This is a genomic window from Pseudomonas sp. D3 (genome assembly GCF_029320995.1).
Classification (GTDB): domain Bacteria; phylum Pseudomonadota; class Gammaproteobacteria; order Pseudomonadales; family Pseudomonadaceae; genus Aquipseudomonas; species Aquipseudomonas paraveronii.
Genome location: NZ_CP119772.1, coordinates 5535478 through 5556450 on the forward strand (window position 1 = coordinate 5535478; position 20973 = coordinate 5556450).

22 protein-coding genes are annotated in these 20973 nt (G+C 61.5%); 5 read left to right on the forward strand and 17 right to left on the reverse strand.

Annotated elements, in window-relative coordinates; all coding sequences use genetic code 11:
- Positions 1–250: 250 nt before the first annotated feature.
- From P3S72_RS25605 to rplU, 7 genes are all read right to left on the reverse strand, one after another.
- Positions 251–1354 (reverse strand): NADH:flavin oxidoreductase, encoded by a 1104-nt coding sequence (locus P3S72_RS25605; RefSeq protein WP_276194831.1) that lies wholly within the window; start codon positions 1352–1354, stop codon positions 251–253.
- Between the two features lie 147 nt (positions 1355–1501).
- A complete protein-coding gene (locus P3S72_RS25610) occupies positions 1502–1984 on the reverse strand; it encodes a glutathione peroxidase (RefSeq protein WP_276194832.1) in 483 nt (160 codons plus the stop codon).
- 101 nt (positions 1985–2085) lie between these two features.
- Positions 2086–2550 (reverse strand): CreA family protein, encoded by a 465-nt coding sequence (locus tag P3S72_RS25615; RefSeq protein WP_017847751.1) that lies wholly within the window; start codon positions 2548–2550, stop codon positions 2086–2088.
- A gap of 16 nt (positions 2551–2566) precedes the next feature.
- A complete protein-coding gene (proB, locus tag P3S72_RS25620) occupies positions 2567–3685 on the reverse strand; it encodes a glutamate 5-kinase (RefSeq protein WP_253400441.1) in 1119 nt (372 codons plus the stop codon).
- A 139-nt stretch (positions 3686–3824) separates the two neighbouring features.
- A complete protein-coding gene (gene cgtA / locus P3S72_RS25625; protein ID WP_247399679.1) occupies positions 3825–5048 on the reverse strand; it encodes an Obg family GTPase CgtA in 1224 nt (407 codons plus the stop codon).
- A 193-nt stretch (positions 5049–5241) separates the two neighbouring features.
- Complete coding sequence (rpmA, locus tag P3S72_RS25630; RefSeq protein ID WP_017340859.1) at positions 5242–5517, reverse strand: 50S ribosomal protein L27; 276 nt, start codon at positions 5515–5517, stop codon at positions 5242–5244.
- A gap of 33 nt (positions 5518–5550) precedes the next feature.
- Positions 5551–5865 carry a 50S ribosomal protein L21 gene (gene rplU / locus P3S72_RS25635; RefSeq protein ID WP_007901869.1) on the reverse strand — a complete coding sequence of 105 codons (315 nt, stop codon included), beginning with the start codon at positions 5863–5865 and terminating at the stop codon, positions 5551–5553.
- Positions 5866–6104: 239 nt separating this feature from the next.
- Here rplU and P3S72_RS25640 point away from each other — a divergent pair, with 239 nt between their 5' ends.
- The 3 genes from P3S72_RS25640 (at position 6105) to P3S72_RS25650 (ending at position 8027) form a co-directional block, all read left to right on the forward strand.
- Positions 6105–7073: a polyprenyl synthetase family protein gene (locus P3S72_RS25640; RefSeq protein ID WP_276194844.1), complete on the forward strand. Its 969-nt coding sequence runs from the start codon at positions 6105–6107 to the stop codon at positions 7071–7073.
- Positions 7074–7268: 195 nt separating this feature from the next.
- A complete protein-coding gene (locus P3S72_RS25645) occupies positions 7269–7610 on the forward strand; it encodes a zinc ribbon domain-containing protein YjdM (protein ID WP_046382089.1) in 342 nt (113 codons plus the stop codon).
- A gap of 159 nt (positions 7611–7769) precedes the next feature.
- On the forward strand, positions 7770–8027 hold the full coding sequence (locus P3S72_RS25650; protein ID WP_276194846.1) for a hypothetical protein: 258 nt from the start codon (positions 7770–7772) through the stop codon (positions 8025–8027).
- 60 nt (positions 8028–8087) lie between these two features.
- Here P3S72_RS25650 and P3S72_RS25655 read toward each other — a convergent pair whose 3' ends face one another.
- Entirely contained in the window at positions 8088–8705 is a 618-nt protein-coding gene (locus tag P3S72_RS25655; protein WP_192300611.1) for an FKBP-type peptidyl-prolyl cis-trans isomerase, read from the reverse strand.
- Positions 8706–8987: 282 nt separating this feature from the next.
- Between P3S72_RS25655 and P3S72_RS25660 the strand changes: the two genes are divergently transcribed.
- Positions 8988–10907: a methyl-accepting chemotaxis protein gene (locus P3S72_RS25660; protein ID WP_247399684.1), complete on the forward strand. Its 1920-nt coding sequence runs from the start codon at positions 8988–8990 to the stop codon at positions 10905–10907.
- A 335-nt stretch (positions 10908–11242) separates the two neighbouring features.
- Here P3S72_RS25660 and P3S72_RS25665 read toward each other — a convergent pair whose 3' ends face one another.
- From P3S72_RS25665 to P3S72_RS25680, 4 genes are read right to left on the reverse strand one after another with little or no spacing between them, the layout of a single operon-like run.
- Positions 11243–11611 carry a glyoxalase superfamily protein gene (locus P3S72_RS25665; RefSeq protein ID WP_247399685.1) on the reverse strand — a complete coding sequence of 123 codons (369 nt, stop codon included), beginning with the start codon at positions 11609–11611 and terminating at the stop codon, positions 11243–11245.
- Positions 11612–11640: 29 nt separating this feature from the next.
- The gene (locus P3S72_RS25670; protein ID WP_276194848.1) at positions 11641–13104 is read right to left on the reverse strand and encodes a D-aminoacylase; all 1464 of its coding nucleotides are present in this window, start codon (positions 13102–13104) and stop codon (positions 11641–11643) included.
- 1 nt (position 13105) lies between these two features.
- Positions 13106–13966, reverse strand: coding sequence for a MurR/RpiR family transcriptional regulator (locus P3S72_RS25675; RefSeq protein WP_247399689.1), 861 nt, complete (start codon positions 13964–13966; stop codon positions 13106–13108).
- 12 nt (positions 13967–13978) lie between these two features.
- Complete coding sequence (locus P3S72_RS25680; RefSeq protein ID WP_276194850.1) at positions 13979–15328, reverse strand: gluconate:H+ symporter; 1350 nt, start codon at positions 15326–15328, stop codon at positions 13979–13981.
- 248 nt (positions 15329–15576) lie between these two features.
- Here P3S72_RS25680 and P3S72_RS25685 point away from each other — a divergent pair, with 248 nt between their 5' ends.
- On the forward strand, positions 15577–15957 hold the full coding sequence (locus P3S72_RS25685; RefSeq protein WP_276194852.1) for a lysozyme inhibitor LprI family protein: 381 nt from the start codon (positions 15577–15579) through the stop codon (positions 15955–15957).
- Positions 15958–15967: 10 nt separating this feature from the next.
- On the opposite strand, the gene P3S72_RS25690 is transcribed toward P3S72_RS25685, so the two are convergent.
- The 5 genes from P3S72_RS25690 to P3S72_RS25710 all read right to left on the reverse strand — a co-directional run bounded on the left by P3S72_RS25690 (position 15968) and on the right by P3S72_RS25710 (position 20943).
- Positions 15968–17413 carry a SulP family inorganic anion transporter gene (locus tag P3S72_RS25690; RefSeq protein ID WP_276194854.1) on the reverse strand — a complete coding sequence of 482 codons (1446 nt, stop codon included), beginning with the start codon at positions 17411–17413 and terminating at the stop codon, positions 15968–15970.
- A gap of 127 nt (positions 17414–17540) precedes the next feature.
- On the reverse strand, positions 17541–18434 hold the full coding sequence (locus P3S72_RS25695; RefSeq protein WP_276194856.1) for an NAD-dependent epimerase/dehydratase family protein: 894 nt from the start codon (positions 18432–18434) through the stop codon (positions 17541–17543).
- A gap of 103 nt (positions 18435–18537) precedes the next feature.
- Complete coding sequence (locus P3S72_RS25700; RefSeq protein ID WP_276194858.1) at positions 18538–19434, reverse strand: LysR family transcriptional regulator; 897 nt, start codon at positions 19432–19434, stop codon at positions 18538–18540.
- A gap of 30 nt (positions 19435–19464) precedes the next feature.
- The gene (locus tag P3S72_RS25705) at positions 19465–20055 is read right to left on the reverse strand and encodes an NAD(P)H-dependent oxidoreductase (protein ID WP_276194859.1); all 591 of its coding nucleotides are present in this window, start codon (positions 20053–20055) and stop codon (positions 19465–19467) included.
- Positions 20056–20178: 123 nt separating this feature from the next.
- Complete coding sequence (locus P3S72_RS25710) at positions 20179–20943, reverse strand: sulfite exporter TauE/SafE family protein (protein ID WP_276194861.1); 765 nt, start codon at positions 20941–20943, stop codon at positions 20179–20181.
- Positions 20944–20973 lie beyond the last annotated feature (30 nt).

Sequence of the window (20973 nt, forward strand, 5' to 3'; positions counted from 1 at the left end):
GCGATTTATCGCCACCTACATGACACCTGCCATAGAAGGGGTGTCTGCTTGTGGACACACACACAAAAGGCAGAGTGGACGCGTCAGCAACAGTGGCTGGATCAGTCTCGAGCAGAACCGCCCACCTATGACCACTCTGCGCGTCAAGATGGGCACAAGACCGATCACAGCCAAGCGCTGCGTAAATCAGTAGAGTATTGAACGCTCCAGCTAAACAGCTCCCGGTGACAACCGCCGGGAGCCCAGCCCGTTACACCAGGGTCGTCAACGCCTCACGGCTGAACGGCAGGATGTCGCCCTCGCGACCTTCGCGCACCTTCAGCGCCCAATCCGGGTCCACCAGCAGAGCACGGCCCACGGCGACCAGGTCGAACTCATCGTTGTTCAAGCGCTCCAGCAGCTTCTCCAGGCTGGCCGGTTGCGCAACCTTGTCAGTGTTGACCATAAACTGCAGGAACTCGCCATCCAGGCCGACGCTGCCGACGGTGATGGTCGGTTTACCGGTGAGCTGGCGGGTCCAGCCGGCCAGGTTGAGGTCGGAACCTTCGAACTCCGGCTCCCAGAAACGGCGAGTGGAACAGTGGAAAATATCCACACCGGCGTCGGACAGCGGCTTAAGAAACTCACCCAAGGCCTCGGGGGTTTGCACCAGGCGCGCGGTGTAGTCCTGTTGCTTCCACTGGGAAAAACGCAAGATGATCGGAAAATCCGGGCCTACAGCGGCGCGGGTGGCCTGGATCAGTTGGATGGCAAAGCGCGAACGGTTGGCCAGGCTGCCGCCATATTCGTCGGTGCGCTGGTTGCTGCCCTCCCAGAAGAACTGGTCCACCAGATAGCCATGGGCGCCATGGATCTCCACGCCGTCCATGCCGATGCGCTGGGCGTCCTTGGCCGCTTGGGCGAAGGCGGCAATCACGTCCTTGATGTCCTGATGGGTCATGCCGTGGACGACCACGTTGCCATCCTTGAGTTTTTCCATCGGGCCGTAGGCCGGTACGCTGGCATCCGGCTCAGTGCCGATACGGCGCACGCTGCCCACATGCCACAGCTGCGGGACGATCTTGCCGCCTTCGGCATGCACTGCATCGACCACTTTCTTCCAACCGGCCAACGCCGCTTCACCGTAGAAGTGCGGGACGTTGGGATAGCCGTTGGACGCCGGGTGATCGACCACGGTGCCTTCGGTGATGATCAGGCCCACGCCGGCAGCGGCACGGCGGCGGTAGTACTCGATGACCTTGGAATTGGGTACACCGCCCGGGGAAAACGAACGGGTCATCGGCGCCATGACCACACGACTCGACAGTTGCAGTGCTCCGAGGTGGAACGGTTTGAACAAGGCTTGAACAGGCATGGCAACACTCCACGAAAGACGGTTTTTATGATGCCGATAATATGGCGAGTGCAGCGCGCTGAGTAGCACTATTGATCGGAGTGATTAAGGCTTAGAAATGCCGGACACCTGTAGGAGCGAGCTCGCTCGCGCCTACAGGTTAGGGAATCAGCTCAGGGCTTTTTCGATGGCCTGGACGATCGACGGATCTTCCGGTGGGGTACGCGGCGAGAAGCGCGCCAGTACTCGGCCGTCTTTACCCAACAGGAATTTCTCGAAATTCCAGGTGATGTCCCCAGGAAACTCGGCGCCCTCGCCCGCCAACAAGCGGTACAACTGATGACGCTCAGGGCCGTTGACCTCGAGTTTGCTGCCCAACGGAAAGGTCACGCCGTAGTTGAGGCTGCAGAACGCCTGGATTTCCTTTTCGCTACCCGGTTCCTGGCCTGCAAACTGGTTGCACGGCAGGCCGAGTACGCTAAACCCCTGGTCCTTGTAGTGCTGATAGAGGTTTTCCAACGCCGCGTATTGCGGGGTCAAGCCACATTTGGAGGCCACGTTGACCACCAGCACAACTTTGCCCTTGAAGGGCGCCAGTGGCAGCTCTTGTCCGTCCAACGCTTTGAGTTTCAGGTCGTGGAAAGCACTCATGACGAACTCCAGATATCCCATGTTCTTTGCATTGCGACGCTTCGAGATTACAACCCGCAAGCCTGCAATCATAGACGCCGATTACGAAACTCGCCTGCGGATCACTGAGCGGTCGGCCACGGCAAAATCGGAATCGCGGTAACGGCGTTCTGCGGGCTGCCCTCGATCAGGCGGTCGCTGTAGACCAGGTAGACGAGGGTATTGCGCTTCTTGTCGAGGAAGCGCACCACCTGCATGGTCTTGAACACCAGCGACGTGCGTTCCTTGAACACTTCGTCGCCATCCTTGAGTTCACCCTTGAAGCGGATCGGCCCGACCTGACGACAGGCAATCGACGCCTCAGAGCGGTCTTCGGCCAAGCCCAGGCCGCCTTTGACGCCGCCGGTCTTGGCACGCGACAGGTAGCAAGTCACGCCATCGACCTTGGGGTCATCGAAGGCTTCGACCACGATCCGGTCGTTGGGGCCGACAAACTTGAACACCGTCGACACCTGGCCGATCTCTTCGGCCGAGGCCAACAATGGCATGGCCAGCAGCAGGCCGAGCAATCCCTTCATCACACGCATCGTGTATTCCTTTCGTTTAAACCAGGATCAGGTTGTCGCGGTGGACCAGTTCCGGTTCCGCCATGTAACCCAATAGACCGACAATCGCGTCAGATGACTGCCCGATGATTTTCTGCGCTTCCAGCGCGCTGTAGTTGGCCAGGCCACGAGCGATTTCACGACCGTCCGGCGCCACGCACACCACCATCTCACCACGGCGGAAGCTGCCCTGCACCAACTTGACGCCCACCGGCAGCAGGCTCTTGTGGCCTTGGGACAACGCCGCCACGGCGCCATCGTCGAGTACCAGCGTGCCACGGGTCTGCAAATGCCCGGCCAGCCACTGCTTGCGCGCGGCCAGCATGCCGCGCTCCGGCGACAGCAGCGTACCGATGCGCTCACCGGCCTTGAGACGGTCGAGCACGCGCTCCAGGCGCCCGCCGACGATGATGGTGTGCGCGCCAGAGCGCGCAGCCAGGCGCGCCGCACGCAGCTTGGTCTGCATGCCGCCACGGCCCAAGGCCCCACCGACGCTGCCAGCCACGGCGTCCAGCGCCGGGTCATCGGCGCGGGCTTCGTAGATCAATTTGGCGTCGGGGTTGTTGCGCGGGTCAGCGTCGAACATACCGTCGCGGTCGGTGAGGATCACCAACAGGTCGGCCTCCACCAGGTTGGCCACCAGCGCGGCCAGGGTGTCGTTGTCGCCGAACCGGATTTCGTCGGTGACCACCGTGTCGTTCTCGTTGATCACCGGGATCGCCTTGAGCTCCACCAGCGCGCGCAGGGTGCTGCGGGCGTTGAGGTAGCGCTTGCGGTCGGACAGGTCGTCGTGGGTCAGCAGGATCTGCGCCGTGTGAAGGCCGTGCTCGGCGAAGCTGGATTCCCAGGCTTGCACCAGGCCCATCTGGCCGATCGCGGCAGCGGCTTGCAGTTCGTGCATCGCGCTGGGTCGCGCGGTCCAGCCGAGGCGGCTCATCCCGGCGGCAACCGCTCCGGACGAGACCAGCACCAACTCGACACCGGCCTCATGCAAGGCCACCATCTGCTCGACCCACACGCTCATGGCTGCGCGATCCAGCCCCTTGCCATCTGCCGTCAGCAACGCACTTCCGATCTTTACGACCCAGCGCTGCGCACCTGCCACTTTGCTCCGCATCATCTTCAACCTTGGTTAGAGGGCTCGACGCGACCCAGCGCCGCCCATAACGTTATTCGTGACTACATTCGTGACTACAGATATACCCAGATACCAAAACGCCGCTCAAGTGAGCGGCGCTTAAGTTTACTGCAACGAATCAGTCGCGCACGTAAATGATTTCCGGACCGTCTTCATCATCCACGTCTTCTTCGTCCCAATCGTCATCGCCGATGTCATGGACCGACTTCACGCCGCTGCGGCGCAGGGCACGCTGGTCGTCCAGCGCTTGCAACTGGGCACGGGCTTCGTCTTCGATCTGCTGATCGAGCTCGGCGAGTTCGGCCTTGAACACCGGGTCGGCCGCCAGGCGGTCAGCGCGGTCTTCGAGGTAGCGCATGATGTCGCGGGTCAGGCGCTCGGTGCCTTCTTTGGCGATGGCCGAGATCACATAGACCGGGCCGGTCCATTCCAGGCGATCGACGATTTCCTTGACGCGCTCCTCGTGTTCTTCTTCGAGGATCTGGTCGCACTTGTTCAGCACCAACCAGCGGTCACGCTCGGCCAGGGCCGGGCTGAACTTGGTCAGCTCGCTGACGATCACTTCGGCGGCGTCCGGTGCGCTGGTGTCATCCAGCGGCGCCATGTCGACGAGGTGCAGCAGCAAACGGGTACGCGACAAGTGCTTGAGGAAGCGAATCCCCAGGCCCGCGCCATCGGAAGCACCTTCGATCAGGCCGGGAATGTCGGCGACCACGAAGCTTTTCCAACGGTCGACGCTGACCACGCCCAGGTTTGGCACCAGGGTGGTGAACGGGTAGTCGGCGACTTTCGGCTTGGCGGCCGAGACCGAGCGGATGAAGGTACTTTTGCCAGCGTTTGGCAGGCCCAACAGGCCCACGTCGGCGAGTACTTTCATTTCCAGCTTGAGGTCACGCTGCTCGCCAGGCTTGCCCGGCGTGGTCTGGCGTGGCGCACGGTTGGTACTGGACTTGAATCGGGTGTTACCCAGACCGTGCCAGCCGCCCTGCACAACCATCAGCTTCTGGCCGGCCTTGGTCAGGTCGCCAATCACTTCCTGGGTCGCGGAATCGATGATCGTGGTGCCGACCGGTACGCGCAGCACCATGTCTTCACCTTTTTTACCGGTGCAGTCGGTGCTGCCGCCGTTGGAACCACGCTCGGCATCGAAGTGCCGGGTGTAACGGTAGTCCACCAGGGTGTTGAGGTTTTCGTCGGCCATCATGTAGATGGAACCGCCGTCACCGCCGTCACCGCCGTTGGGGCCACCGTTTTCGATGAACTTTTCGCGACGGAAACTCATGCAACCGTTACCGCCGTCGCCTGCTTTTACTCGGATGGAAACTTCATCAACGAACTTCATAACAAAACGCCTCTCGCCGCACGGACGAGCTTAAGAAACCAAGACATAAGACTCTTGCAAAAATGAGCGCAGCGACCTCAATCAACGACCGCAAATCCAGCGCTTGAGCTCATTACAAACAGCTTTGCAAGAGACTCACTCCACAAACGAAAAAGCCCCGTCGCGAGACAGGGCTTTTCCAGCAACTACGTAATTATGCCGCGACGACTTCAGTCTTCGGGACAATGCTCACGTAACGGCGACCGAAGGCGCCTTTTACTTCGAACTTGATCACGCCGTCGATTTTAGCGAACAGAGTGTGATCTTTACCCATGCCAACACCGTAACCGGCGTGGAATTGGGTGCCGCGCTGACGCACGATGATGTTGCCCGGAATGATAACCTGGCCGCCATACATCTTCACGCCAAGGCGTTTGGCTTCTGAGTCGCGACCGTTACGGGTACTACCACCAGCTTTTTTGTGTGCCATGAGTCAATTCTCCTAGTGAGGATTAGGCTGAAATTAAGCCTGAATACCGGTGATTTTGATCTCGGTGTACCACTGGCGGTGGCCCATACGCTTCATGTGGTGCTTACGACGACGGAACTTGATGATGCGGACTTTATCGTGACGACCTTGGGAGATCACTTCAGCCACAACGGTAGCGCCAGGAACAACTGGAGCGCCGATGTTCACGTCATCGCCATTGGCGACCAACAGAACGCGATCAAAAGTAACGGATTCGCCGGTAGCGATTTCCAGTTTTTCGATCTTCAGGTATTCACCTGGGGCGACCTTGTATTGCTTGCCACCAGTAACAATTACTGCATACGACATGGTATTTCTCCGATAATCCTGCTCACCCAGCGCTTTATAAGAAGAGGTATTGGCTGGCATGGCTGCATGGGATGGACGTCCCGAATGCAATTGCGTAAGGCAGGTGCTGCCCAGGAAGTTCAGGGTGCGCGATTGTACGCAAGGCGTTGACGCGTTGCAAGAGGCTGTCTATCGCGCCTTGACACTGCGGGGTCAGGGTCCTAGCATGCCGCGCAACCCTTCTGGAGCGACTGTCGCTGATGCAACCCCAAGCTTTCTACCGCGCGGTCGCGGACGATTTTAGCGCCGTCGACGGCATCATCAAGCAGCAGCTGACGTCTAAAGTGCCGCTGGTCTCCAAAATTGGCGACTACATTACGTCGGCGGGCGGTAAGCGCCTGCGTCCTTTATTAGTGTTGCTGTGCGGCAAGGCCCTGGGCCGCGAAGGCGATGACCTGCGCCTGCTGGCCGCCACTATCGAATTCCTGCACACCGCGACCCTGCTGCATGACGACGTGGTCGACATGTCCGGCATGCGCCGTGGTCGCGAGACCGCCAACGCCATGTGGGGCAACGCCCCGAGCGTGCTGGTCGGCGACTTCCTGTATTCGCGCTCGTTCGAAATGATGGTCGAACTGGGCTCGATGCAGGTGATGAAGATTCTTTCCCAGGCCACGCGCATCATCGCCGAAGGCGAAGTGCTGCAGTTGTCGAAGGTGCGTGACGCCAGCACCACCGAAGAAACCTACATGGAAGTGATTCGCGGCAAAACCGCGATGCTCTTCGAAGCCTCGACCCACAGCGCCGCTGCCCTATGCGAAGCCACGGCCGAACAGGCCGAAGCCCTGCGCACCTTTGGCGATCACTTGGGCGTGGCGTTCCAACTGGTAGATGACCTGCTCGACTACCGTGGCGACGCCGAAACCCTGGGCAAGAACGTCGGTGACGACCTGGCCGAAGGCAAGCCAACCTTGCCGCTGATCTACACCATGCGCGAAGGCACGTCGGAACAAGCGGCCCTGGTGCGCAAGGCGATCCAGAAAGGCGGGATCGAAGACCTGGAAAGCATCCGCGCTGCCGTGGAAGCCTCCGGCTCCCTGGACTACACCGCACAACTGGCGCGTGACTACGTGGCCCGTGCGATCAAATGCCTGGACGCCCTCCCCGCCAGCGAATACCGGGACGCCCTGGTTGAGCTGAGTGAATTCGCGGTCGCGCGCACGCACTAGAAATACCAAATGTGGGAGGGGCTTGCCCCCGATAGCGGAGTATCAGTCGCCAACTGTATCGACTGGAATACCGCCATCGGGGGCAAGCCCCCTCCCACATTTAGTTTGTATTACCAATCCAAGACCGCGCCCTGCCTCCCTACAATTCCCTATATAATGTGCGACTTTAGCCATCCTGACCTTTAAGGAGCTTTAGTGAGCACTTTGCCACCCTGCCCGAAATGCAATTCCGAATTCACCTACGAAGACGGCGCCCAACTGATCTGCCCGGAATGCGCCCATGAGTGGTCCGCCACTGGCGAGGCCGAAGTGGCCGGCGATGAAACCGTGAAGAAAGACTCTGTGGGCAACGTCCTGCAGGACGGCGACACCATCACCGTGATCAAAGACCTCAAGGTCAAGGGCACCTCCCTGGTGGTCAAGGTCGGCACCAAGGTCAAGAACATCCGCCTGTGCGACGGCGATCACGATATCGACTGCAAGATCGACGGTATCGGCCCGATGAAACTCAAGTCCGAGTTCGTCCGCAAGGTCTGATCCTGCGGCTTCCATCCCGCGCCCGCCGTGGGATGGCGTTTCGCCCTCGCTGTTGATCGCGCGCAATACCCACACAGAAAAAACCAGAAACCGCCAATAGGCACTTGCTATTCTACGAATAAGAATTATTCTCATTGAAACTTATCAAGGAGAACGACCATGACTTATTTGATAGATGCCTGGCTGGACCGCCCACACCCTTACCTACGGATCCTTCATCGGGAAACCGGGGAAGTCTGTGCGGTGCTGGAGGAAGAAGCGCTCAATGAACTGCAGGACCAGGGCGACTTGGACGTGAATGGCCTGAGTTCCAGTGAACCCGGTGTACTGAAGGAAGTGGTGCGCAATCTGTTTCTGTTCTGCTATGCCCGAGCGTTGCGCCCGGTGACGGAGCCCAATGGCAAGTTTCACCCATGAGCAACCGCGCAAAACCCTGTTGGGGCGAGCAGGCTCTTCCCAACAGGTAATCAGCAGGTCTTACAGAACGTCGAGCAGCTCGACGTCAAACACCAGAACGCTGTGCGGCGGAATGCTGCCAACGCCTTGAGCGCCGTAAGCCAGTTCGCTCGGCACGTACAGGCGCCATTTGCTGCCGGCATTCATCAGTTGCAGGGCTTCGGTCCAGCCAGCGATCACGCCGCCAACCGGGAATTCTGCAGGCTGGCCGCGCTCGTAGGAGCTGTCGAACACCGTGCCGTCGATCAGGGTGCCGTGGTAGTGAGTGCGCACTTGGTCTTCACGGGTCGGCTTGGCGCCTTCACCGGCAGTCAGCACTTCGAATTGCAGGCCGGAAGCCAGAGTGGTGATGCCATCACGCTTGGCGTTTTCCGCCAGGAACGCAAGGCCCTCGCCTGCCGCGGCTTCAGCCTTGGCAGCCGCTTCGGCTTGCATGATTTCGCGGATGACCTTGAAGCTGGCAGCCATTTGCTCTTGATCAACACGGCTTGGCTTGCCGGCGAACGCGTCGGTCAGGCCAGCCAGGATCGCGTCCAGGCTTACGCCCGGTGGTGGGTTGTCGCGCAGTTGGTCGCCCAACTGACGGCCGATACCGTAGCTGACGCGGGTTTCGTCGGTGGACAGATTAACTTCGGACATGAAGAGGCTCCGCTGTAGAGCAGCGCTGAAAACACTGTTTTCCGGCACCGCCCAGAACTAAAAGGGCCAGCAGACTAGCACAGAATGTGAGTACGGGATGAGCGCCAGCCACGTCATGCCTGCCTGGCGCCGGTGGTCGGTGATGCCGGGCTCCGTGCATCGCAATAACTAATTAAACGTTTCAGTTTCCCGTGCGCCCGCCGATATGGCCTAAACACCTTGGCTGGCTCAAACAACAACACCACCGTCCAGCAGACAAACATCATTTTTGCGGAGCACTCGATGAACAGCTGGTTCGGTAACATCAGCGTCAACCTCAAACTGGGCCTGGGCTTCGGCCTGGTACTTATCCTCACCTCGATCCTCGCGCTGACCGGCTGGACCAGCCTGGGCAGCCTGATCGACCGCAGCAACTGGATGAGCGACATCACCCAACTCAATGCCGCCCTGACCAAGCTGCGCATCGTGCGCCTGCAATACATGCTGGCCAACGGCGATGAGAGCGTGGCGCAGAACGTACAGACCAGCCTGGATGCCTTCACCGCCCAGCAGCAAAAACTCCTGGACAGCTTCAAGAGCCCGGAAAACCGCAAGCTGCTCAACGACCAGAAAGCCGTCATCACGGCTTATCAGCAATCGCTGAACAAAATGCGTGAGGCCTACCGTAACGGCAATGCTGCGCGCCAGGTCATGGGTGATAAGGCCGACATCGCCAACGCCCAGATCGACGCGTTGGACAGCAGCGTGCAGCAGGTGCCCGACAGCCCCGAGCGCTTCACCCAGTACCAGGCCGTGACCCATGCCAAGCAAGAGTTCCAGTTGGCCCGCTACGAAGTGCGCGGCTACACCGGCAATGTCAACGCCGACACCGAAGCCCGCGCCGCCGCACAAATCGAAAAAGCCATCAACGGCTTGAAAGGCCTCGGCGCCGTGTTTGGCAGCAGCCAACAGGCCGCGCTCAGCGCACTGGAAAGCGCCCTCGGCGCCTACCGCAGTGCGGTGCAGAACTACAAAGCGGCTAACGCCAATATCGTCTCAGCACGCGCCGAAATGACCACCCAAGGTGCCGACATCGTCACCATCAGCGATAAGCTCTACGACATCCAGCTCGAACGTCGCGACGCCGAAAGCGCCCAGGCCCGCAGCCTGCAATTGATCAGCACCTTGCTGGCGTTGCTGGTCGGCATCATCGCGGCACTTGTCATCACCCGCCAGATCACGCGCCCGATCCAGGAAACCCTGGCCGTGGTGGAACGCATTGCCTCCGGCGACCTGAGCCACAATATCCAGGTCACCCGCCGTGATGAACTGGGCGTGCTGCAACAAGGCATCCAGCGCATGGGCACGACCCTTCGCGAGTTGATCAGCGGTATTCGCGACGGCGTGACCCAAATCGCCAGCGCCGCCGAAGAGTTGTCGGCCGTGACCGAGCAGACCAGCGCCGGCGTGAATAGCCAGAAGATCGAGACCGATCAAGTCGCCACCGCCATGCACGAAATGACCGCCACCGTGCAGGAAGTCGCGCGCAACGCCGAGCAGGCCTCCCGGGCCGCTGCCGATGCCGATGGCCAAGCCCGCGCAGGCGACAAAGTGGTGGCTGAAGCCATCGCCCAGATCGAACGCCTGGCCGCCGAAGTGGCGCGCTCCACCGACGCCATGACCCATCTGCAACAAGAGAGCAACAAGATCGGCAGCGTAATGGACGTGATCAAGGCCGTGGCTGAACAGACCAACCTGCTGGCGCTCAATGCCGCGATTGAAGCAGCGCGTGCCGGTGAAGCCGGACGTGGCTTTGCCGTCGTCGCCGACGAAGTGCGTGGCCTGGCCCAGCGCACGCAGAAATCCACCGAAGAAATCGAAGGCCTGGTGGCCGGCTTGCAGAACGGCACCCAGCAGGTGGCGGCGGTGATGAACAACAGCCGCAGCCTCACCGACAGCAGTGTCGAGCTGACGCGCAAGGCCGGCGTATCCCTGGAAAACATCACCCGCACGGTGTCGAATATCCAGTCGATGAACCAGCAGATTGCAGCGGCAGCCGAAGAGCAAAGCGCCGTGGCCGAAGAGATCAGCCGCAGCATCATCAACGTGCGTGACGTGTCGGAACAGACCGCCACCGCGAGTGACGAGACGGCCAAGTCGAGCGTGGAACTGGCACGGCTGGGTAGCCAGTTGCAGCAGATGGTCAGCCATTTCCGGGTGTAAAGCGCAATCATTGTGGCGAGGGAGCTTGCTCCCGTTGGGCTGCGCAGCAGCCCAAACCGTTACCTGAATCAACTTGAGTAGGGGCCGCTTCGCGCCCCACCGGGAGCAAGCTCCCTCGCCACAGGCATTCACGACGAGGTTCCACGTACGTCGTGCAAACTTAGACATACTCGGCCCTCCATGAGTTGGGCCTTACCTCCAGCGCACTTACCGGAACATGTGAGCCTTTGGATACGGGTCAACGCTTCCTGTTAGAACGCAACCTCAGCCGAAACTGGGCTTGCACAAAAAAACCGCCCTACTAAGGCGGTTTTTTATTGCCTGCGCTTTACCCCTCAGCCCTCGCCCTCCTCGACAAATACCAGCCGATTGCCAAACGGATCGCGGATGCTCATCTCCCGCGAACCCCAGGGCATTTCTTCAACGCTTGGCTTGGCAAAACGATAGTCCTTGCCCTGCAATTGCTGCTGATACGCGTCTACGCCCTGCGCCTGAATCCGCACCGCCGCACCCGGCGAAGCATCGCCATGGTGTTCGGACAAATGCAGCACGCACTCACCCAACGACACCTGCAGGTACAACGGAAAATTCGCCTCGAAGCGATGCTGCCAATCGACAGTGAACCCCAGAAAACCGACATAGAACTCCAACACCTTGGCCTCGTCGAAAATCCGCAGGATGGGGGTGACTTTTCCTAAGTGCATGGCAACCGCTCCGTGTGTAAGAGCGCCCACTATAGAGTCGAAAACCCACCCCGCAAATCCCCACTGCGCGCCAGGAACCGCCCCGGCCGCTGGCCATTTGGCTGTCCGTCGCAATAACTCAACACGCCGTTGACCCACACGCCATCAATCCCTTGCGCGGCCTGCTGCGGCGCCTCGAAATCCGCCACATCGCGCACGCGCAGCGGATCGAACAACACCAAGTCGGCCCAGTGCCCTACACGAATTTCGCCCCGCTCGGACAAGCCGAATCGCGCCGCCGACAAGCCGGTCATCTTATGCACCGCCGTGTGCAGCGGGAACAGCCCAACGTCTCGACTGAAATGCCCCAACACCCGTGGAAACGCGCCCCACAAGCGCGGATGCGGGAACGGATCTTCGGGCAAGCCATCCGATCCGACCATCGACAGCGGATGCGCGAGGATACGGCGCACATCCGCCTCGTCCATGCCGTAATACACCGCCCCCGCCGGTTGCAGGCGGCGGGCGGCGTCCATCAGCGAAACGTCCCACTCGGCCGCGATCGCCTGCAAGTCGCGTCCGCCCATTTCCGGGTGCGGTGTCGACCAGGTGATGGTGATGCGAAACGCGTCGGTGACCTGCTTGAGATCCAGGGTCGAAGAACTCGCCGCATAGGGATAACAATCACACCCCACCGGATGGGTTTTCGCCGCCTGCTCAAGCGCCGCCAACAGCTGCGGACTACGCCCCCAGTTACCCGCACCTGCACACTTTAGGTGGGAAATGATCACCGGCACCTGGGCATGCCGACCGATCAGAAACGCTTCGTCCATGGCCTCCAGCACCGGTTCGAACTCACTGCGCAGATGGGTGGTGTACACCGCCCCATAGGCCGTCAGTTCTTCACTCAGTTGCAGCACCTCATCGGTCTCGGCATTAAACGCGCTGGCGTAGGCCAGGCCGGTGGATAACCCGAGGGCACCGTCTTCCAGGCTGTCGCGCAACTGCACGCGCATCGCGGCGATTTCATCCGGCGTGGCGCTGCGGTGCAGGTCGTCCATATGGTTGCTGCGCAGCGCCGTGTGGCCGATCAGCGCCGCGACGTTGACCGCCGGGTGGGCGCTTTCCACGGCGGCGCGGTAATCGGCAAATCGTGGATAGGTGAACGCCTCACGCCGGCCCAGCAGGTTCATCGGGTCCGGCGGCTCACCGCGCAAACGCACGGGCGACGCGCTGATGCCGCAGTTACCGACAATCACCGTGGTCACACCCTGGCTGAGCTTGGGCAGCATCTGCGGCTGACGGATCACCACCGTGTCATCGTGGGTGTGTACATCGATAAACCCCGGCGCCAACACCCGGCCTCGGGCGTCGATCGCCTGCTCGGCCAGCGCAGCCGACAAGTCGCCGATCGCCTCGATACGCCCGTCGCGCAGCCCCACATCGGCGACATACCCAGGCGTGTTGCGGCCATCCATGATCAGCGCCTGGCGAATCAGCGTGTCGTACTGCATATCAGTCTCCAAGCGGCAGGCTGTCAGGGCCGCCGCGATAGTCGTCGAGGGCCAGCTTGATGCGGCGCAGGCGTTCCTGGTTGTCATCCGGCATGGCCAGCGCCAGTTCGGTGGCAAGCAGGTCGATGGCCAGCAGCATGCCGTAGCGCGCCGCCGTGGGTTTGTAGATGAAGCTGGTTTCGGCCGGTTGCAGCGCCAGTACGACATCCGCCAGCTCGGCCAGGGGGGAGCCGGCCAGGGTGATGGCGACGACGGGCGTGTCGTAGTTGCGCGCCAGGGCCACCACGTCCAGCAACTCCGGGGTGAGACCGCTGAGCGAACAGACGATCAACGCATGCTCCGGCCCCAGCGTCGCCGCCGTGACGCGCATCATCACCGGGTCATGGCAGGCGGCAATCGGGTAGCCCAGGCGCACCAGACGCACTTGCAACTCATCGCTGCACAGGCTCGACGGGCCGCCCATGCCAAACGCGTGGATCATCCGCGCTTTGCCCAACAGGCTGACCGCATCGACGAAACCGGCTTGATTGAACCCCGACAAATGCTGACGCAACGTCGCCTCGATATCGCCGAGAATCTGCCGATGAAACCCCGACTGCTCAGGCTTGCCCGCCGGGTCCAGGAAGCGGCTGCCCACGCCACTGGCCTGGGCCAATTGCAGGCGCAAGTCGCGCAAATCCCGGCAACCGACGCTGCGCGCAAACCGCGACAACGTGGCGGTGCTGACCTCGGCGCGTTGGGACAACTCTTCCAGGCTGGCCGACGCGGCAAAGCCCACGTCATCGAGCATCAGCTTGGCGATACGCCCTTCGCCGGCACTGAAAGACGCCTGGCGGGCGCGGATCTGGTAGAGGATGTCCATGGGGTCTCCGGATTACAGGATGCAGGACAGACCATACGTCAGACCGAAGGCAACTACTGAAATCAGGGTCTCCAACACGGTCCAGGTCTTGAAGGTCTGGATCACGCTCATATTGAAGTATTCCTTGATCAGCCAGAAGCCGCCGTCGTTGACGTGGGAAAAGATCACCGAACCCGCACCGGTCGCCAGCACCAGCAGTTCAGGGTGTGGATAACCCAGGCCCAGCGCGACCGGCGCGACCACCCCGGAAGCGGTGGTCATGGCTACGGTGGCCGACCCGGTAGCGATGCGCATCAACGCGGCGAATAGCCAGCCCATCACCAGCGGCGACAGGTTGAAGGCATGGGCCAGGCCGAGGATTTCATTGGTCACGCCGGCGTCGACCAAGATCCGGTTCAAACCGCCGCCCGCGCCCACCAGCAAGGTGATACTCGCGGTCGGCGCCAGGCATTCGTTGGTGAACTTAAGGATCGACTCGCGGTTGAAACCTTGCGCCAGGCCGAGGGTCCAGAAACTCACCAGGGTCGCAACCAGTAGCGCGACCACCGAGTTGCCGATAAACAACAGGAACTGGTTAAAACCGCTGCCGGGGGTGGAAATCACGTTGGCCCAGCCGCCGATCATCATCAGCACCACCGGCAACAGGATGGTGCCCATGGTCAGGGCGAAACTCGGCAACCGGCTGCGCGGCTTGCGCTCGATGAACTGGCGTTCCAGCGGGTTTTCCGCTGGCAGGTGAATGCGCGGCACGATGAACTTGGCATACAGCGGGCCGGCGATGATCGCCGTGGGAATGCCGATCAAAATCGCATAGAGCACGGTCTGCCCGACCGAGGCGTTGTACGCCAGCACCGCCATCATCGCCGCCGGGTGCGGCGGCACCAGCGCATGCACCACCGACAGGCCGGCGACCATCGGCAAGCCGACCATCAGGATCGACACCCCCACGCGCCGCGCCACGGTAAAGGCGATCGGCACCAGCAACACAAAACCGACCTCGAAAAACAGCGGCAGCCCCACCAGAAAGGCAATGCACACCATCGCCCAGTGGGCATTGCGCTCGCCAAACCGGTTGATCAGCGTGCGCGCCACCTGCTCGGCGCCACCGGATTCAGCCATCATCTTGCCGAGCATGGTGCCCAGCGCGACCACCAGGGCGATATGCCCCAGGGTTTTACCGACGCCCGCCTCATAGGAGCCCATGATGGAGTCCGCCGGCATCCCGGCCATCAGCGCCAGGCCGATGGACACCAGGGTGATGACGATAAACGGGTTGAGTCGGTAACGTGCAATCAGCACGATCAAAGCAATGATGGCGATGGCAGCGTATGCCAATAGCCCGAAGCCCGGTGATGCGGCCATGCGGTACTCCTCGGAAAGGCTCACGTCGAATGGGTTGTGAAACTCATAAATCATTACCGAGGAGCATTTTCAATTTTTATGAAAGTAATTTTCGCCCACAGATAAGCGCTGTCGCGTTGGGACATGCCCGACAGCGGCGCATGAAAATTCAGGGGGTGTTCTTACATCAAGTTCAGAAAAGGCTGGAAACTCAACACGCGCGCTTGAGTCTTAAAATGCGCACCCACCGACATCCAGGACACTCGCTCATGATCCGCACCTCCCTCGCCGCCAGCGCCGTGCTGCTCGCCCTGTGCAGCAGCGCGTCGGCCGCCGACAACGCCGCACTGAAGAAATGCATGGACAGCGCCAACACGACCGTCGACATGGTCAAGTGCAACACCCAGCAAACCAAAGTGCAGGACACGCGCCTGAACACCGCCTACAAGACCGCCCTCGCCGCCCAGGAAGGTGCGCGCAAGCAGCAATTGCAGGAGGTGCAGCGCCTGTGGATAAAGTACCGCGATGCCAATTGCGCCTTTGCCGGCAGTGCCACCGGCGGCAGCATTGATCAGGTCAACGGCACCGGCTGCGTGCTGGACATGACCCAGACCCGCGCCCAGGAACTGGAAGACCTGGTCGGGCCGTGATCCCTCACAATCAGTCGTGATGGACCTTGGCGCGCTTGAGCAGCTTCTTGCAGCGCTCGGACAAATGCAGCACGCGCAGATGCTTGCCGGCCTTGCTGTAGCGCTCGCGCAAGGTCATCAGCGCGGCAATCGCGGAGTAGTCGACAGCGCTCAGGTGACGGCAATCCAGCGTCACCGCTGCCGGGTCGTTCGCAGGGTCAAAGCAGTTCAAAAACGGCGTGGTCGAGGCAAAGAACAAGGTGCCATGCACGCGGTAGAGCTTGCTGCCGTCCGCTTCCAGATGTTCATCCGCATACAACTCCCGCGCCTGTTGCCAGGCGAAGTTCAGCGCCGCGATCACGATCCCGCACAACACGGCCGTGGCCAGGTCGGTGAACACGGTGATCACGGTCACCGCGATGATCACCAGCACGTCGTTGAGCGGCACCTTGTTGATCACCCGCAGCGACGCCCAGGCGAAGGTCTGCTGCGACACCACGAACATCACCCCCACCAGCGCCGCCAGCGGAATGCGCTCGATCAGCGGTGACAGAAACAGAATGAACAACAGGATCATCACCCCGGCCAAGACCCCGGAGAAACGCCCGCGCCCGCCGGAGCTGAGGTTGATCACGGTTTGCCCGATCATGGCGCAACCGCCCATGCCGCCGAACAGGCCCGAGAGCATATTCGCGGCGCCCAGGGCCACGCTCTCACGGTCGGGATAGCCGCGGCTCTCGGTGATTTCGTCGGTGAGATTCAGGGTCAACAGGGTTTCCAGCAGGCCAACCATCGCCATCAAAAATGCGTAGGGCGCGATGATGCCGAGGGTCTCCAGGGTCCAGGGGATCTGCGGCAGCGCGAAGCTCGGCAGGCCACCGGCGATGTGGGCCATGTCGCCCAGCGTGCGCGTCGGCAAGCCCAGCAGGTACACCGCCAGGCCCACGCCGAGGATCGCCACCAGGGCCGGCGGCACCGCACGGGTCAGGCGCGGCAACAGGTAGACGATGGCCATGGTCACCAGCACCAGGCCGCTCATCACATACAGCGGCGTGCCGCTGAGCCAGGTATCAGCGCTTTTGAAATGCTCCAACTGCGCCAGGGCGATGATGATCGCCAGGCCGTTGACGAACCCCAGCATCACCGGGTGCGGCACCATCCGCACCAGTTTGCCCAGGCGCAGCAGGCCGAAGACCAGCATGATCAACCCGCCCAGCAGCACCGTCGCGAGCAAATACTCCACGCCGTGTTGCACCACCAGCGCGACGATCACCACCGCCATCGACCCTGCCGCGCCAGAAACCATCCCCGGCCGGCCGCCGAACAACGCCGTGAGGGTGCAGATGATGAACGCGCCGTAGAGGCCCATCAGCGGGTTGAGGTGCGCCACCAGGGCAAAGGCGATGCATTCTGGCAGCAAGGCAAAAGACGTGGTGAGGCCGGCCAGGGCGTCGGCGCGAAGACGGGTGAGGTTCATGAGGTACCAGGGCATTGCGGGGAATAAGGCGGGGAATGGTACGGAATTGGGCGCGGTGGGGCCAGCGATTGTGCATACCCCTGTGGCGAGGGAGCTTGCTCCCTCGCCACAAAAGCGCAGAGGGGTATCAGACCATTTCGCGGCGAATCCACTCCACCACCGACGTGCGCTTGGGCACCCAACCCAGCAGTTCACGGGCATGCTTGCCGCGCACGCGGCTGTTGGAGCCCAGGCCGTAGTTGGCCATTTCATAGCCCCATTCGGCTTCGGCGTCGGCCAGGGGCCAATCCTGCGGTTTGCCCAGGTTCAGGGCATCGGCGATGGCGGTGGTCATGTCGATAAACGCCGCTTCGCTGCTTTCCACGAAGTAGAACGTGCCCGGTACGTTCTTCTCCAGCGCCAGCAGGTAGAGCGCGACCACGTCCTCGATATGCACATTGGACCAAATGTTCTGCCCTGTGCCGACATGGCGCACCACCCCGCTCTTGCGCGCCTGCTTGAGCAAGCGCGGCAATTGCACGCTGTCACGCTTCACGCCCAGGCTGTGGCCGTATATCAGGGTGTTGCAGATCACCGCCGAGTTCACGCCGTCTTGGGCGGCAGCCAGCACCCGGTTGTCGATGGCGACACGGGCGGCCTTGTCGACAGTCGGTTCCGGCAGGTGGTCTTCGAAGTAGATGACATCACTGGCCTTGCCGCCCGATGCATCGCCGACGATGCTCGAACCGCTGGTGTGCAGGAACGGTTTGTTCGAACCTTTCAAGGCTGCCAGCAGCGTTTCCACGGCCGCGCGATGGTCGCTGCTGGCGGCGTTGATCACCGCGTCGGCCTGCGTGGCCTGTTCGGTCAACACCGCACGGTCATCCAGAGTGCCGATGACCGGGGTGATGCCCAGGGCCGTCATCTCGGCGGCTTGATCGGCGCTGCGCACCAGGCCTGTCACATGGTGGCCGGCCTTGACCAGGCCGGTGGCGATGGAACCGCCGATAAAACCAGCGGCGCCGGTAACGAATACGTTCATGGCGGTCTCTCCTGACTGAGTAAGTGATGGGCCCAGTATCAAGGCCCCATCCCTGTTGAATAAGACCGTATTGCCCAATTCAATCTTGCGTGCAGGTCACGAATCAGCAGGCGTACCGCGCCAGCTTGGCCTGGATGAAGTCCAGGAAGCATTGGATGCGCAAGGCCAGTTGCGAGTTGCGGTAATACACCGCGTGGATCGGCTGGCGATAACCGCTGTTGAACGCCTCCAGCACCGGCACCAGGCGCCCGGCCTCGATGTCTGCGCTGGTCATGAAGTTCGACAGGCAGCCAATGCCCTGCCCTTCGAGCGCCAGTTGTCGCAAGGTTTCGCCGCTGGACGCGGCAATGCCGGGCTGGATCAGCCAGCGGTCACCCGCCACGTGGCGCAGCGGCCAGTGGTTGAGCGTCTCGGTCTGGGTGAAGCCAAGCAAGGTGTGCTCGGCCAACTCGGCGACCGTGGTCGGCGTGCCGTATTGCTTGAGATAGGCCGGGCTGGCAAGGATATGCAGCGGGGTGCAGCCGAGGGACCGCGCATGCAGGGTGGAATCGGCCAGCGCGCCGATGCGAATGGCGATGTCGGTGCTCTGCTCCAACAGGTCGATGATCAAGTCATCACTGTTCAGCTCCAGCTGGATCTGCGGGTACAGCCCGCGAAACTCAGCGATGTACGGCACGATCCCATGCAGCATGAACGGCACGGCGGCATTGATGCGCAACCGCCCCGCCGGTTTTTTCTGGCGCGACGACAAGCGCTCCTCCAGCTCATCCATCTGCGCCAGGATCACCTTGGCCTGCTCGAAGAAATACTTGCCCTCCTCGGTCAGGTCCATGCGCCGCGTGGTGCGGTTGATCAGCGTGGTGTCGAGTTTGGCTTCCAGGCGCGACAAGGTGCGGCTGAGCGCCGACGGCGTCTGCCCGACCTGCTCCGCCGCAGCGGAAATCGAGCCGCACTCAATCACGCTGACGAAGATCTGTAATTCATCGGATCGGGCTTTCACAGGCTGTCCTCTTTATCGGCACAGCGCAGCTTACACCGAGAGGTCGAACACCTGCGCCAGATGCTGCTCGTAGCGCGCCACGTCAGCGTCGATGGCCGGGCGCTTCATGACGTCCACGCAGAGGAACGTCGGCAAGGCCGTCATGCCGAGGAACTGATTGGCCTTGTGAAACGGCAAGTACACCGCGTCCACGCCTTGGCCTTCGAAGAAGTCGCTCGGGTCGTCGAAGGCTTGCTGCGGGGCGTTCCAGGTCAGCGACAGCATGTACTGCTTGCCGTGGATCAGGCCGCCGCTGCCGTATTTCTGCGACGCGTCGGAACGGGTGCGACCATCGCTGGCGTAGAGGCTGCCGTGACCTTCGGTGAAGACTTCGTCGATGTACTTCTTGACGATCCACGGCGCGCCCATCCACCAGCCGGGCATCTGGTAGATGATCACGTCAGCCCAGAGGAATTTGGCGACCTCTTCGGCCACGTCGTAGCCTTCGTCGATATGCGTGACCTTGATGTCGATACCGCCACGGTCGAGTACCGCCACGGCGGCGTCATGCAGGGTGCTGTTGTAGCGACCGTCGGAGTGGGCGAATTGTTTACCGCCGTTGAGCAACAGGACTTTTTTCATGGAGGAGCGCCTTAAGATTAAAAATGTCTGAAGGCAGGGTATCGATGCGCCTTGTGCGGAATAAGCCTTGGCGCGGCAAAATACATTTGACTAAAAATCACGAATTCGAATCTATTATTGCCTTTACCCACTGATCAACAGATGCGCGCCCAACAGCGCCATGCCGATAAAAAACACCCGTTTGAACAACCCGGCACTGATCCGTTGGCGCAATACCTGCCCGAGCCACATCCCCAGCAAGGCCGGCGCCAGCGCCAAGAGCGAGGCATTGATTTCGCCGCCGCCGAGGCTGCCACGCCAGGCCAACCCGGCGGCCAGCGCCAATGTCGACACGCTGAACGACAACCCCAGCGCCTGCACCAACTGATCGCGACTCAAACCCAACGCTTGCAGGTACGGCACCGCAGGAATCACGAAGACGCCGGTGGCCGAGGTGATCAGGCCGGTGACCAGCCCACACACCGGCGCCAACCAGCGCTCGGTTGCGGGCTTTACGCTGAATGTGGGCAGCAACAGTCCACTCAACGCATACACCAGCAACGCCGCGCCCAACGCGCGCACCACCCAATCGCCACCGCCCATTCCCAGCCACAACGAGCCCAACCCGGTGCCGAGGAAAATCAGCAGCAACAGCGGCCACAAGCGTTTGAGCAACGCGCTCAAGTGGCCGCCGAAGGCCAGTTGCCAAAGGTTGGTCACCGTCGAAGGGATGATCAGCAACGCCGCAGCCTGCGCCGGCAACATAGCCAGGCCGAGCATGCCCATGGCGACGGTGGGCAGGCCCAGGCCAATCACGCCTTTGACGGTGCCAGCCAGCAGGAAGGTGCCGATCACCAGCAGGGTCAGGGCGGTGCCGAGGTTTTGGTAGAACGCGAGGAAGGTTGTCATCGGCCGAGTGTGGGGCTTATCGCTGGGCGC

Bases quoted from the DNA above. Each gene is read 5' to 3' on its own strand.
- P3S72_RS25605 (WP_276194831.1), bottom strand. From the start codon at position 1,354: ATGCCTGTTCAAGCCTTGTTCAAACCGTTCCACCTCGGAGCACTGCAA.
- P3S72_RS25610 (WP_276194832.1), bottom strand. From the start codon at position 1,984: ATGAGTGCTTTCCACGACCTGAAACTCAAAGCGTTGGACGGACAAGAG.
- P3S72_RS25615 (WP_017847751.1), bottom strand. From the start codon at position 2,550: ATGCGTGTGATGAAGGGATTGCTCGGCCTGCTGCTGGCCATGCCATTG.
- proB (WP_253400441.1), bottom strand. From the start codon at position 3,685: ATGCGGAGCAAAGTGGCAGGTGCGCAGCGCTGGGTCGTAAAGATCGGA.
- cgtA (WP_247399679.1), bottom strand. From the start codon at position 5,048: ATGAAGTTCGTTGATGAAGTTTCCATCCGAGTAAAAGCAGGCGACGGC.
- rpmA (WP_017340859.1), bottom strand. From the start codon at position 5,517: ATGGCACACAAAAAAGCTGGTGGTAGTACCCGTAACGGTCGCGACTCA.
- rplU (WP_007901869.1), bottom strand. From the start codon at position 5,865: ATGTCGTATGCAGTAATTGTTACTGGTGGCAAGCAATACAAGGTCGCC.
- P3S72_RS25640 (WP_276194844.1), top strand. From the start codon at position 6,105: ATGCAACCCCAAGCTTTCTACCGCGCGGTCGCGGACGATTTTAGCGCC.
- P3S72_RS25650 (WP_276194846.1), top strand. From the start codon at position 7,770: ATGACTTATTTGATAGATGCCTGGCTGGACCGCCCACACCCTTACCTA.
- P3S72_RS25655 (WP_192300611.1), bottom strand. From the start codon at position 8,705: ATGTCCGAAGTTAATCTGTCCACCGACGAAACCCGCGTCAGCTACGGT.
- P3S72_RS25660 (WP_247399684.1), top strand. From the start codon at position 8,988: ATGAACAGCTGGTTCGGTAACATCAGCGTCAACCTCAAACTGGGCCTG.
- P3S72_RS25665 (WP_247399685.1), bottom strand. From the start codon at position 11,611: ATGCACTTAGGAAAAGTCACCCCCATCCTGCGGATTTTCGACGAGGCC.
- P3S72_RS25670 (WP_276194848.1), bottom strand. From the start codon at position 13,104: ATGCAGTACGACACGCTGATTCGCCAGGCGCTGATCATGGATGGCCGC.
- P3S72_RS25675 (WP_247399689.1), bottom strand. From the start codon at position 13,966: ATGGACATCCTCTACCAGATCCGCGCCCGCCAGGCGTCTTTCAGTGCC.
- P3S72_RS25680 (WP_276194850.1), bottom strand. From the start codon at position 15,328: ATGGCCGCATCACCGGGCTTCGGGCTATTGGCATACGCTGCCATCGCC.
- P3S72_RS25685 (WP_276194852.1), top strand. From the start codon at position 15,577: ATGATCCGCACCTCCCTCGCCGCCAGCGCCGTGCTGCTCGCCCTGTGC.
- P3S72_RS25690 (WP_276194854.1), bottom strand. From the start codon at position 17,413: ATGAACCTCACCCGTCTTCGCGCCGACGCCCTGGCCGGCCTCACCACG.
- P3S72_RS25695 (WP_276194856.1), bottom strand. From the start codon at position 18,434: ATGAACGTATTCGTTACCGGCGCCGCTGGTTTTATCGGCGGTTCCATC.
- P3S72_RS25705 (WP_276194859.1), bottom strand. From the start codon at position 20,055: ATGAAAAAAGTCCTGTTGCTCAACGGCGGTAAACAATTCGCCCACTCC.
- P3S72_RS25710 (WP_276194861.1), bottom strand. From the start codon at position 20,943: ATGACAACCTTCCTCGCGTTCTACCAAAACCTCGGCACCGCCCTGACC.